General features: G+C 69.7%; 9 protein-coding genes. 4 read left to right on the top strand and 5 right to left on the bottom strand.

Annotated features, from left to right (window positions below; genetic code table 11):
* Positions 1–3 precede the first annotated feature (3 nt).
* The 5 genes from ACZ7LK_RS08390 to ACZ7LK_RS08370 form a co-directional block, all read right to left on the bottom strand.
* Positions 4–954 carry an ABC transporter permease gene (locus ACZ7LK_RS08390; RefSeq protein WP_392272237.1) on the bottom strand — a complete coding sequence of 317 codons (951 nt, stop codon included), beginning with the start codon at positions 952–954 and terminating at the stop codon, positions 4–6.
* The gene (locus ACZ7LK_RS08385; protein WP_392272238.1) at positions 947–1,870 is read right to left on the bottom strand and encodes an ABC transporter permease; all 924 of its coding nucleotides are present in this window, start codon (positions 1,868–1,870) and stop codon (positions 947–949) included. Before ACZ7LK_RS08385 ends, ACZ7LK_RS08390 begins: the two co-directional genes overlap by 8 nt.
* Positions 1,871–2,027: 157 nt before the next feature.
* Positions 2,028–3,647 carry a peptide ABC transporter substrate-binding protein gene (locus ACZ7LK_RS08380; protein WP_392272239.1) on the bottom strand — a complete coding sequence of 540 codons (1,620 nt, stop codon included), beginning with the start codon at positions 3,645–3,647 and terminating at the stop codon, positions 2,028–2,030.
* Positions 3,648–4,121: 474 nt separating this feature from the next.
* Complete coding sequence (gene typA, locus ACZ7LK_RS08375) at positions 4,122–6,029, bottom strand: translational GTPase TypA (RefSeq protein ID WP_392272240.1); 1,908 nt, start codon at positions 6,027–6,029, stop codon at positions 4,122–4,124.
* Between the two features lie 365 nt (positions 6,030–6,394).
* Positions 6,395–8,728: an ABC transporter family substrate-binding protein gene (locus tag ACZ7LK_RS08370; RefSeq protein ID WP_471139091.1), complete on the bottom strand. Its 2,334-nt coding sequence runs from the start codon at positions 8,726–8,728 to the stop codon at positions 6,395–6,397.
* 243 nt (positions 8,729–8,971) lie between these two features.
* On the opposite strand from ACZ7LK_RS08370, the gene ACZ7LK_RS08365 reads away from it, so the two are divergent.
* From ACZ7LK_RS08365 to ACZ7LK_RS08350, 4 genes are all read left to right on the top strand, one after another.
* Positions 8,972–9,202: a hypothetical protein gene (locus ACZ7LK_RS08365; RefSeq protein WP_392272242.1), complete on the top strand. Its 231-nt coding sequence runs from the start codon at positions 8,972–8,974 to the stop codon at positions 9,200–9,202.
* Positions 9,203–9,525: 323 nt separating this feature from the next.
* Positions 9,526–10,365 carry a hypothetical protein gene (locus tag ACZ7LK_RS08360; protein ID WP_392272243.1) on the top strand — a complete coding sequence of 280 codons (840 nt, stop codon included), beginning with the start codon at positions 9,526–9,528 and terminating at the stop codon, positions 10,363–10,365.
* An 18-nt stretch (positions 10,366–10,383) separates the two neighbouring features.
* Entirely contained in the window at positions 10,384–12,294 is a 1,911-nt protein-coding gene (locus ACZ7LK_RS08355) for a fumarate reductase/succinate dehydrogenase flavoprotein subunit (RefSeq protein WP_392272244.1), read from the top strand.
* Entirely contained in the window at positions 12,291–13,061 is a 771-nt protein-coding gene (locus ACZ7LK_RS08350) for a succinate dehydrogenase/fumarate reductase iron-sulfur subunit (RefSeq protein WP_471139087.1), read from the top strand. Before ACZ7LK_RS08355 ends, ACZ7LK_RS08350 begins: the two co-directional genes overlap by 4 nt.
* The last annotated feature ends 8 nt before the right edge of the window (positions 13,062–13,069 follow it).

Genomic DNA, 13,069 nt, shown 5'->3' with positions numbered 1-13,069 from the left:
CTCCTAGCGCAGCTTGGGGTCGAGGGCGTCGCGAACAGCTTCGCCGAGCATGATGAACGCGAGGACCGTGATGCTCAGGAACAGCGACGGGAAGAGCACCATGTGCGGGCTGCTCAGGAAGCGGTCCTGGCCGTCACTGATCATCAGGCCCCAGGAGATGTTCGGGGACTGGACACCGATGCCGAGGTAGGAGAACGCCGCCTCGGCCGAGATGTAGACGCCGAGGTTGATCGTCGTGACGACGATGACCGGCGCGAGCGCGTTCGGCAGGATGTGGCGCATCGCGATGCGCCAGCCGCCGGCACCCAGGGCGCGGGCCGCCATCACGTAGTCGTTCTGCTTGTTGGTGATCACCGAACCGCGCATGATGCGGAAGAGCTGCGGCCAGCCGAGCACGGCCATGATCAGCGAGACGGTGACGACGTTGCCGGTGCCCAGCATCGCCAGCACCAGCAGACCGCCGAGCAGGGTCGGGATGGCGAACCAGATCTCGGTGAAGCGGGACACCACGGCGTCCAGCCAGCCGCCGCGCAGACCGGCGATCATGCCGAGCACGCCGCCGGCGAGCGTCGTCAGCACCGACGTCAGGACACCCACGATGATCGAGTTGCGGGTGCCGTAGATCGTGCGGGTGTAGATGTCGCAGCCCTGGACGTCGAAGCCGAACCAGTGCGCGCCGCTGGGCGGGGTGACCGAGTTGGACAGGTCGCAGAAGCCCTTGGCGTACGGGTCGCCGCTGGTGAACAGCTGCGGCAGGGCCGCCATGACCAGCAGGAACAGGATCAGCACCGCGGAGACCAGGAACACCCAGTTGCGCATCAGGTCGCGCCGGGCGTCGCTCCACATGCTGGCGACCCGCTCGGGCTTGTCCTGCTTGGTGCGGACGGGGCTGCCGGGCGCGGCCGTCTTGACGGCCTCGCTCTCCTCGACGGTGGTGGAGGTGTTCTCAGGCATAGCGGATCCTCGGGTCGAGCACGGCGTAGAGCAGGTCCACGATCAGGTTCGCGGCGATGTAGACGAGGACGAGCACCGTCACGATGCTGACGACGGTCGTCCCCTGGCGCAGGTACACGGCCTGGTAGAGGGTGCCGCCGATGCCGGGGATGTTGAAGATGCGCTCGGTGATGATCGCGCCGCCCATGAGGGAGCCGAGGTCGACACCGAGGAAGGTGATGATCGGGATCATCGCGTTGCGCAGACCGTGGCGCACGATGACGCGGGACCGGCTCAGACCCTTGGCGGTCGCGGTGCGCACGTAGTCGGCGCGCATCGTCTCGATCATGCTGGTCCGGGTCAGCCGCGCGATGTACGCGAGCGAGACCGAGGCCAGCACGGTGCCGGGGAGGATCAGGGTGGTGATGTCCTCGGCGTCGTACGAGATCGGCGCGATCGCCCACTGGACGCCGAGCACGAGCTGGAGGACGTTGCCGAGCACGAACACCGGGATGGAGACCAGGAGAAGGGTCGACAGGAGCACGACGTTGTCGAGGAACTTGCCACGGCCGAGCGCCGCGAACACACCCGCGACGATACCGACGATGGACTCGACGACGAAGGCGATCGCCGCCAGCCGGAGCGTGACCGGGAAGGTCTCGCCCATGATCTCGGACACCGCGCGGCCGGTGAAGTCGGTGCCGAAGTCCCCGGTGAGCACTCCGGAGATGTAGTACCAGTACCGCATGTAGAGCGGGTCATTGAGGTGGTACTGCTCTCGCAGGATCGCTGCGATGGCCGGGTCCGCCCGCTTCTCTCCGGCCAGTGCCTGGATCGGGTCACCGGGCAGCAGGAAGACGAGGCAGTAGAGAAGAATTGTCGCGCCGAGCAGTACGGGTATCGCCTGCAGAAGACGCCTGATCACATAACGACCCATCAGGTCTCCAGTTGTACGGATACCGGGAGGGGCACACCAATGGGCCCCGCCCCGGGTGAGGGGTAATCGACAACGGACGGCAGAAGGGGGGTGACGGGGCAGAACCCCGTCACCCCCACTGCTGTCAGGATCTCCCGGGAGGAGATCCTCCGAACCGTCAGGCGGGGTTGACCGTGGTCCAGTCGATCTGGGTCATGTTGTCGATCCGCACGCCCGGCTTGACGTTCTTGCTGACGCCGGCGTTCAGCTTGTAGAAGTACACCGGGATGTAAGGCATGTCCTTCAGGATGAGGTCGTCAGCCTGCTGGTACGCCTTGATGGCGGCGTCCTCGGTGGTCGCCGTGTCGCCCTGGTCGAGGAGCTTCTCGACCTGCGGGTTGACGTAGCCCGAGTAGTTGGAGCCGTTCTCGATGGCGTCCTGGGAGAAGACCGGACGCAGGTAGTTCTCCGCGTGCGGGTAGTCCATGGACCAGGCCAGACGGAACGCGCCGCCGTACTTCTTCTCGCCGAGGTCGTTCAGGATGGTCTGGAACTGCTCGAACGGCTTGACGGTGACGTCGACGCCGAGGTTCTTCTCGAGCTGCGCGGCGACGGCCTCGATCCAGTCCTTGTGGCCGCCGTCGGCGTTGTAGCCGAGCTCCATCTTGTTGCCCGGCAGGCCGCCCGCGGCGTCGAAGGCCTTCTTGGCCGCGGCCGGGTCGAAGGTGCAGGGGGCGCCACAGGCACCGCTGCGGTAGCCCGGGACCAGCGGGTTGATGAAGTCGTCCGCCGGCGTACGGGTGTTGACGAAGATCTTCTCGGTGATCGCCTTGCGGTCGATCGCCTGGGAGATCGCCTTGCGGATCTCCGGCTTCGCGTAGACCTTGTTGTACTTGATCGGGAAGCCGATGTAGCCGACGCCCGAGTCGGTGCCCTGGATGTAGCGGTCGCCGAGGTCCTTCGCGGCGGTGGTCATCGCGGACAGCGGAACGGTGTCCATGATGTCGACGCGGCCGCCGAGCAGGTCACGGTAGGCCGTGTCCTGGTTGTTGTAGATCTTGAACGTGACGCCCGAGACCTTGATCTGCGACGCGTCGGGGTGCTTGTCGTACTTGACGGTCTTGATCTGCTGGTTACGGACGAACTTGCCGTCCATCTTGAACATGCCGTTGCCGATGGGCGCGGTCTCGAAGCCCTTCGGGTCCTTGAAGAAGGCCTTCGGCAGCGGGAAGAACGCGTTGAAGCCCAGCATGGTCTTGAAGGCGCTGAACGGGGCCGTGAGCGTGACCTCGAGGGTCTTCTCGTCGACGACCTTCAGGCCCTTCATCTTGTCCGTCGCGGGCTTCTTGCCCGCGCCCGGGTTCAGGTCGGCGTACCCGTCGATCTTGTTGTAGAGCGGGTTCGTCTCCTGCGTGTTGTCCTGGTTGGCGCCGTAGTTCCAGGCGTCCGCGAAGGACTGCGCGGTGACGGCCTCACCGTTGTGGAAGGTGTAGCCGTCCTTCAGCTTGATCGTCCAGACCTTGCTGTCCTTGGTCTCGATCGACGCGGCCATGTCGAGCTGGGTCTCGTTCTTCTCGTCGTACTTGACGAGGCCGGTGAACAGCGCGTTCATGACCTCGGAGCCCTCGGACTCGTACGTGTTCGAAGGGATCAGACCGTTCTGGGGCTCGCCGAGCTCCATCACGACCTGGCGGGCGCCCCCGCTCTTGCCTTCGCTACCGCCACCGCCACAAGCCGTTGCTGCCAGGGCGACGACTATCGCGCCCGCGACCCACTTGGCGCTCTTGGCACCGCGCATGGGTTCCTCCTCATGAGTCCACTTGTCACTACGAGAAGGGCACTTCGAGGTTGCACGCCGACACCCCTGACGGCGATGACCCAAGTGCCCCGAGTGTGCTCGTGAGTCGGCGCTCCCCACAGCGCGTGACCCATTGACCCGAGCTCAATGGAGCCAACTATTAAGTACGTCCGGGCCGTAAACCACACTTAAAGGGTCTCGTTTTGGCAACATCACCAAGGGGCCGAAGACCGAAATCCGGACAAAGCGAGCACAGACAGACACCCGCGAAACGGACCGTTAACACATGTTCCGGAGAGCGACGGTCGATATCCGGACGCTTCGGCGGTGAAAAAGCGTTGACGAGCGGTCGGTCGGCGACCCTTCCCTGCCCGGCGCGGGCGCAGGAAAAACTCCCCGCCGGGGAAGGGATGAACCCTTCCCGGACGGGGAGTCGGCGGCCGGCGGGCCCGGCGGGCGGGCCCTGGGGCCGTGTCAGCCGTTCTTGGCGCGCGAGGCGGCGCGGGCGCGCTCGCGCTGGTCCAGGTTCACCTTGCGGATGCGTACGGCCTCGGGGGTCACCTCGACGCACTCGTCGTCGCGGCAGAACTCCAGGGACTGCTCCAGGGAGAGCTTGCGCGGCGGGACGATCGCCTCGAACGAGTCGGCCGAGGACGACCGCATGTTCGTGAGCTTCTTCTCCTTGGTGATGTTGACGTCCATGTCGTCGGAGCGCGAGTTCTCGCCGACGATCATGCCCTCGTACACCTCGGTGCCGGGCTCCACGAAGAGGACGCCGCGCTCCTGGAGGTTGGTCATCGCGAAGGCGGTGACGGCGCCGGAGCGGTCGGCGACGAGCGAACCGTTGTTACGGGTCGTCAGCGTGCCGAACCACGGCTCGTGGCCCTCGTGGATGGAGTGGGCGATGCCCGTGCCGCGCGTCTGCGTCAGGAACTCCGTACGGAAGCCGATGAGGCCGCGGGACGGCACCACGAACTCCATGCGCACCCAGCCGGAGCCGTGGTTGGACATGTTGTCCATGCGGCCCTTGCGGACGCCCATGAGCTGCGTGACGGCGCCCATGTGCTCCTCGGGCACGTCGATGGTCATCCGCTCGACCGGCTCGTGGACCTTGCCGTCGATCTCCTTGGTGACCACCTGCGGCTTGCCGATGGTCAGCTCGAAGCCCTCGCGGCGCATCTGCTCGACCAGGATGGCCAGCGCCAGCTCACCGCGGCCCTGCACCTCCCAGGCGTCCGGGCGCTCGGTGTCGAGGACGCGCAGCGAGACGTTACCGACCAGCTCGCGGTCCAGGCGGTCCTTCACCTGGCGGGCGGTGACCTTGCGGTCCTTCACGGCCGCCTTGTTGTCCGCGCCCTTGCCGGTGGCGCCCCGGCCGACCAGCGGCGAGGTGTTCGTACCGATGACCATCGAGATCGCGGGCTCGTCGACCGTGATCAGCGGCAGCGCGACCGGGTTCTCCGGGTCGGCCAGCGTCTCGCCGATCATGATGTCCGGGATGCCGGCGACGGCGCAGATGTCACCGGGGCCGGCCACCTCGGCCGGCTTGCGGGTGAGCGCCTCGGTCATCATCAGCTCGCTGATGCGCACGTTGGAGACGGTGCCGTCGCGCTTGATCCACGCGACCGTCTGGCCCTTGCGCAGCTCGCCCTGCTCGACGCGGAGCAGCGCGATACGGCCGAGGAAGTTGTCGGCGTCCAGGTTGGTGACGTGCGCCTGGAGCGGGGCCTCCTCGTCGAACGTCGGCGCCGGGATGTGCTCCAGGATGGTGGAGAAGAACGGCTCCAGGTTGGCGGAGTCCGCCGGGACGGTGCCGTCCTCCGGCTTGGTCAGCGACGCGATGCCGTCACGGCCGCAGGCGTAGACGATCGGGAACTCGATCTGCTCCTCGTCCGCGTCCAGGTCCAGGAACAGGTCGTAGGTCTCGTTGACGACCTCGTCGATCCGGGAGTCCGGGCGGTCCGTCTTGTTGATGCAGAGGATGACGGGCATCCGGCGCTGGAGCGCCTTGCGGAGCACGAAGCGCGTCTGCGGCAGCGGACCCTCGGAGGCGTCCACGAGGAGCACCACGCCGTCGACCATCGACAGGCCGCGCTCGACCTCACCACCGAAGTCGGCGTGGCCGGGGGTGTCGATGATGTTGATGGTGATGGGCGCCCCGCCGTCCTTGGGGTGGTACTTCACCGCCGTGTTCTTGGCGAGGATCGTGATGCCCTTCTCACGCTCCAGGTCGTTCGAGTCCATCATGCGGTCGTCGACCGAGTCGAGCTGGTGGGCGGCGAAGGCGCCGGCCTGCTTGAGCATGGCGTCGACGATGGTCGTCTTGCCGTGGTCGACGTGGGCGACGATGGCTACGTTACGGATGTCGTGGCGCGTGGGCATGAGTGGCTGGCGCTTCTCTCAGGATCGTGGGTGCGGCGTCTCTTTGTTCCTCGTACGCCCGCCGGGCGGACGCGCCACGGCTGTGTCCATGGTACGGGGCCGAGGCGCACAAGGCTTCCCGGCCCATCCGGAGAAGATCGAACGGGTGTGTGGCGGGGTGCTGCGGGATCCGCGTACGGGGGCGGGTACGGGTCCTGGTGCGCGCCCGCGTGCGGGTGCCGCGGTGCGCGCGGGTGGGTGCTGCGTGGTGGAGCCCGGGTCATGGTCCGGAACGGAGCTTGCCCGCCGGTGGGACCGGCGGGCAAGTGACTTGAGCGGATTCTGAGCTTGGCCTTACCTGCCGCGGGCGGCTCGCCCCCGGCGGCTCACTTCCGCCGGAAGCCGATGTCCTCGTAGTGGGGGGTCGCGAAGCCGAAGGCTCCCGCGTTCACCACCGTCGGGCGGGCCGCCACGAGCTGCGGCCGCTGGAAGAGCGGGATGGAGCCGGCGGCCGCCCAGATCCGGGCGTCGGCCTGCTTCACCAGGTCGCGGGCGGCCTTCTCGTCCAGCTCGGCGGCCGCCTGGTCGAAGAGCTGGTCGATGTGGTCCGTACCGACCCGGGTGTAATTCTGCTCCACCAGCAGCGAGCCGTCGGCGGCGGGCTGCGGTTTGGCGAAGATGGGCCGCCCGTCGGTGGCGGGGAAGGCGGTGGCGGGCCAGGAGAAGAGGGCCAGGTCGTAGGCCCCGGACGCGATGTGGTCCTTGAAATAGCTGTCGTCGGGCACCTTGACGATCTCGGTGCCGATGCCGACGCGGTCCAGCATGCGGGTGATCTTCTCACCGACGGTCCGCAGCGTCTGCGAGTCGGGGCCCGACGGGAGGACGAAGCGGAGCGTCAGCGGCTGGCCGTCCTTGCCGAGCGGGCCGGCGGCCGCGCGGCCCGCGGGGCCCGCCGGGGCGGGGGCGGCGGTGCCGACGGGCGCGTAGGCGCCGGGGACGCCGCCGCCCTGCGCCTCGGACCGGGCGGCCGCGCCGGTGTCGGTGTCGGTGTCGGTGTCCTCCAGGACGGCGGTCCGCCGGTGCGCCTGGCCCTCGGCCTGGCGGTGGAGGGCGATGCCCTGGGCCGCCGCGGCGGGGGCGGGGGCCAGGACGTACGTGCCCTCGGGGCCGTCGTTGCCGCCGATGGCCGGCTTGTCGTCGCCGCCGATGGCCGGCTTGTCGTCGCCGACGATGTACAGGCCCTCGTCGGACGGTACGTCGGCCTTCCCGCCGTTCTTCCCGCCCGCGACCGGGCCGTGGGCGGCGGGGGACGCCCCGGCGCCGGCCTTCGCGCCCGCCTTCGGGGCGGCGGGCTTACGGGCGCCGCCACGCGTCCAGCCCGCGTCGGCCAGCAGTTCCTGGGCCTCCTCGGTGTCCTGGCCGCCCAGGGCGCCGCTGCTGTCGGCGTACGCCTGCTGCCCGGCGAGCGCGAGATGGCTGCCGACCGGCTGGGCGGGCAGCCCCAGCGGCTTGAGGACCGCCTCGGCCAGCTCCCGGCGGTCCAGGGCGCGGGCCACCGCGCGGCGCACCCGCTCGTCGGACAGCGGCCCGCTCTCGCCGTTCAGCGCGAGCTGCGTGTACGCCGGCTCCAGGGACTTGCGCACCACCCAGCCGCGCAGGACCCGCCCCTCGGCGGCCCGGGCCGCCAGGGACTGCTGGTCCTGCCGGTCCTGCTGGTCCTTGGGGCCGGCCGCCGCGGGGAGCGGGGCCTTGGCGGCACCGGCGCCCCCGGCGGGCGTGCCGGCCTTGCCGTGGGCCGCGCCGTCCTTCTGCTGTGCCGCGCGGGTGATGCGGTCCGCCGTGGCGGGGTCGATCTCGGCGAGGTCGACGGTCCCGGCGGCGAGGGCGGTGGCGCGGCCGGTGCGCGGGACGGCGCGCAGCACGATCGCGTCCAGCTTGGCCGGCTCCCCCCACCAGCGGGGGTTGCGGACGAGCGTGGCCGTGCCGGCGCGGGAGTCGACGCCCTTGAGCTGGAAGGGGCCGGCGGTCGACGCCAGCCGGGTGCGGGCCTCGTCGTTGAAGGCGGCCGGGGTCGCCATCACCTCTTTGGGGTAGAGCGGCGAGAACAGGGCGCGCCAGTCGGTGTACGGCTTGTTGAAGGTGACCCGGACCTCCAGGTCGCCGGCGCCGCGCTCGATCTTCTCGATGCGCTCGTAGCCCGCGTTGCGGGCGGTCCAGTAGGCGGAGTCCTTGCCGCTGAGCGCCCGCCACTGGGCGACGAAGTCGGGAGCGCCGATCTCGCGGCCGTCGCTCCACACCGCCTGCTGGTTGAGCTTGTAGAGGACCACCTGCTTGGGCTCGCGCTCGACGATCTCGGCGGATTCCAGGTAGTCGGCGTTGCGCTGGGGGCGGCCGCGCTCGTCGAGGGTGAAGAGGGTGGGCAGGACGGCCTGGGTGATGCGGGTGGTGGTGGCGTCGGCGTCCGCCTGGAAGGCGTTGAGGGTGGTGGGCATCGCGTCGACCGCCCAGCGCAGGGTGCCGCCGTCGGCGACCTTGGCGCGGGCGGCGTGGGCGATGTCCTGGGGTACGGCCTTGGCGTCGCTCTCCTCCTCGGGGGAGCTGCAGCCGCCCAGCACGGAGACGGCGAGTACGCCGGTGGTGAGGAGGACGGCGGACCGCAGCGTGCGGGAACGGGGTCCCCGGGAGCATGTCCTCCCCCGAGGGGCGCCGACGTGGGACATGTCTTGTACCTCTTCGTCCTGTTTTGTGGAATTTAGAGATGATCACACCTATTGCCCATACACTGAAAGCGACCGGGAGGGCTCCGCGGCGGCGACACGGCGGCCCGGCGCTCGAACTCCACCCGTGCGGCCCAAGCCCCGGGGGAGTGGAATCGGTGCACATGGCTTCACAATGGGGGATGTGACGCGCGACACTCTCAGGCGCGTGTTTGCCACCCGCTATTGCGGAAGTGAGGGCAATTCATGTCACTCGAAGACGATCTGACAGAGGTCAAGCGCCGCCTTGAGGAGCTGGCCCGCTCGGTCATCCAGCTGGAACGGAACCTCACGCAGCAGCGGGAGGGGAAGCCCGTCCCCATGGCGGTCGGCCGGCCCGACGGCCTGGTGACCATCCCGGACACGCCGTACGACAACACCCTGTGGACCGACTCGGACGACGAGGGCCTGGGCGCGCGGGACCGCCGCGCCCCCTGACGGGCGTGGCACCGACGGGCAGGGCGTCGCGGCGGTGCCACGGCCCCCGCCCGCCGGGCGGTGGACCATGACCGGCGCGGCCGCCGGCGACCCGTGCGCCGGTGCGCGCCGCCCCGTACCGCGTCAGGGTGCCGGGCGTCCGGTGCCGCGTCAGGGTGCCGGGCGGAAGGCCGCGCCGCGCCCGGGCCCGGGCCGCCGGGCCCCTCCGCCCCGCACAGGCACCCGCCCGGCCGCGGTACGCCGGGCGCGGTCCGCAGCCGAACCGGCAACCACTCTCACCGACCGGCACGCGCCACCACCGGCGCGGGCCCCAGGAGACCCCGTTGGCCACAGGCACCCGACAACCACACACCGATCCGGCGGAACCGGGGCGCGGCGGCGTGCGCGGCCCGGCCCGCGCCCGCATCGCGGCCGCCCACCTCCGTACCGACCGCTGGTGGCTCGCACCCGCCGCCACCGCGGCCGGACTGCTCGCGTTCATCGTCTACTCGACCTGGCGCGCCTTCGCGAACAGCGACTACTACGCGGCGCCCTACGTCTCGCCGTTCTACTCGCCCTGCCTCGCCGAGAACTGCGCGCCCATGAAGGGCGGCCCCAACTGGGAGGTCTTCGGAAGCTGGTGGGGCCTCTCCCCCGCCCTGCTCATCCTGATCTTCCCGCTCGGCTTCCGGCTGACCTGCTACTACTACCGCAAGGCCTACTACCGGGGCTTCTGGGCGTCGCCACCGGCCTGCGCGGTGGCCGAGCCGCACCGCGCGTACACGGGCGAGACCCGCTTCCCGCTGGTGCTCCAGAACATCCACCGGTACTTCTTCTACGCCGCCCTGCCGGTCGCCGGAATCCTGACGTACGACACCGTGCTCGCCTTCCGAGACGCGTCCTACGCCTGGGGGCACATGGGCCTGGGGACAGTGGTGTTCCTCGTCAACATCACGCTGATCTGGGCGTACACGCTCTCCTGCCACTCCTGCCGGCACATCGTCGGCGGGCGCCTGAAGCACTTCTCCCGGCATCCGGTCCGCTACCGGCTGTGGAGCTGGGTGGGCAGGCTGAACGCGCGTCATATGCAGCTCGCCTGGGCCTCGCTGCTCAGCGTCGCGCTCGCCGACTTCTACGTGTACCTGCTCGCCACGGGCGCCTTCGAGGATCCGCGCTTCTTCTAGAAAGGGGGTGCCTTTCCGATGAGCGCAGCGGAACGGCAGCAATGGGACGTCGTCGTGGTCGGGGCCGGCGGTGCGGGGCTGCGGGCGGCGATCGAGGCGCGCGAGCAGGGTGCCCGTACGGCGGTGATCTGCAAGTCCCTGTTCGGCAAGGCCCACACGGTGATGGCCGAGGGCGGCATCGCCGCGTCCATGGGCAACGTCAACGCGGGTGACAACTGGCAGGTCCACTTCCGCGACACCATGCGCGGCGGGAAGTTCCTCAACCAGTGGCGGATGGCCGAGCTCCACGCGCGCGAGGCGCCGGACCGGGTGTGGGAGCTGGAGACCTGGGGCGCCCTCTTCGACCGTACGAAGGACGGCCGCATCTCGCAGCGCAACTTCGGCGGCCACGAGTACCCGCGCCTCGCGCACGTCGGCGACCGGACCGGCCTGGAGCTGATCCGGACGCTCCAGCAGAAGATCGTCTCCCTCCAGCAGGAGGACTTCCGGGCCTTCGGCGACCACGAGGCCCGGCTGAAGGTGTTCCAGGAGTGCACGGTCACCCGTGTCCTCAAGGACGGCGACCAGGTGTGCGGGACCTTCTGCTACGAGCGCGAGTCCGGCCGCTTCTTCGTGCTGGAGGCACCGGCGGTCGTCCTGGCGACCGGTGGCATCGGCAAGTCGTTCAAGGTGACGTCCAACTCGTGGGAGTACACCGGCGACGGTCACGCGCTGGCCCTGCTGGCGGGCGCGCCGCTGGTGAACATGGAGTTCGTGCAGTTCCACCCGACCGGCATGGTCTGGCCGCCGTCGGTAAAGGGCATCCTGGTCACGGAGTCGGTGCGCGGCGACGGAGGGGTGCTGCGCAACTCCGAGGGCGAGCGGTTCATGTTCGACTACGTCCCCGACGTGTTCAAGGAGAAGTACGCGCAGTCGGAGGAGGAGGGCGACCGCTGGTACGAGGACCCGGACAACAACCGGCGGCCGCCCGAGCTGCTGCCGCGCGACGAGGTGGCCCGCGCGATCAACTCCGAGGTGAAGGCGGGCCGGGGATCGCCGCACGGCGGGGTGTTCCTGGACGTGTCCACCCGGATGCCGGCCGAGACCATCCGGCGCCGGCTGCCGTCGATGTACCACCAGTTCAAGGAACTCGCGGACGTCGACATCACGGCCGAGGCGATGGAGGTCGGGCCGACCTGCCACTACGTGATGGGCGGTGTGGCGGTGGAGTCGGACACGGCCGCGGCGGTGGGGGTGCCGGGGCTGTTCGCGGCCGGTGAGGTCGCGGGCGGGATGCACGGCTCCAACCGGCTCGGCGGGAACTCGCTGTCCGACCTGCTGGTCTTCGGCCGGCGGGCCGGGCTGTACGCGGCCCGGTACGCGAGCGGCCTGGCCGCCCGTCCGCGGGCGGCCGACGATCAGGTGCAGGCGGCGGCCGCGGAGGCACTGCGCCCGTTCAGCGGCGAGGCCGCCGACGGGCCGGGCCCGCGGCCGGAGAACCCGTACGCCCTGCACCAGGAGCTCCAGCAGACGATGAACGACCTCGTCGGCATCATCCGCCGCGACGAGGAGATGAAGCGGGCGCTGCGGACGCTGGCCGAGCTGCGGCTGCGGGCCCGGGGCGCGGGCGTCGAGGGGCACCGGCAGTTCAACCCCGGCTGGCACCTGGCGCTGGACCTGCGGAACATGCTCCTGGTCAGCGAGTGCGTGGCCCGCGCGGCGCTGGAACGCACGGAGAGCCGGGGCGGGCACACCCGGGAGGACTGCCCGGCCATGGAGCGCTCGTGGCGGCGGGTGAACCTGCTGTGCCGGATCGCCGACCCGGAGTCCGCCGAGGGCCAGATCGCCCTCGACCGCACGACGACCGAACCCATCCGTCCCGACCTGCTCGCCCTGTTCGACAAGGAGGAGCTGGTCAAGTACCTCGCCGAAGAGGAGCTGCCCGAGTGACCAGCTATGACGCGAGCTTCCGGGTGTGGCGGGGCGACACGGAGGGCGGCGGACTGGAGGACTTCACCGTCGAGGTGAACGACGGGGAGGTCGTCCTCGACATCATCCACCGGCTCCAGGCGACCCAGGTGCCGGACCTGGCGGTGCGCTGGAACTGCAAGGCCGGCAAGTGCGGTTCGTGCAGTGCCGAGATCAATGGCCGGCCCCGGCTGATGTGCATGACGCGGATGTCGGTGTTCTCCCGGGACGAGGTCGTCACGGTGACGCCGATGCGGGCCTTCCCGGTCGTCCGCGACCTGGTGACGGACGTGTCCTTCAACTACGAGAAGGCCCGTGAGGTGCCGTCCTTCGTCCCGCCGCCGGGCGTGGCACCGGGCGACTACCGGATGCGGCAGATCGATGTGGAGCGCCCCCAGGAGTTCCGCAAGTGCATCGAGTGCTTCCTGTGCCAGGACACCTGCCACGTGGTCCGGGACCACGAGGAGAACAAGCCCGCCTTCGCCGGTCCGCGCTTCCTGATGCGCATCGCCGAACTGGACATGCACCCCCTGGACGCGGCCGCGGAAGCGGGGCTGGACCGCAAGCGCACGGCACAGGAGGAGCACGGGCTCGGCTACTGCAACATCACCAAGTGCTGCACCGAGGTCTGCCCCGAACAGATCAAGATCACGGACAATGCGCTGATCCCGCTGAAGGAGCGGGCCGTGGACCGGAAGTACGACCCTCTGGTGTGGCTCGGCGACAAGATCGGCCGCCGGATGGGCTGACCTCGTCC

Source organism: Streptomyces sp. NPDC039423 (assembly GCF_055598725.1).
This window is presented reverse-complemented; position numbering and strand designations above follow the sequence as displayed.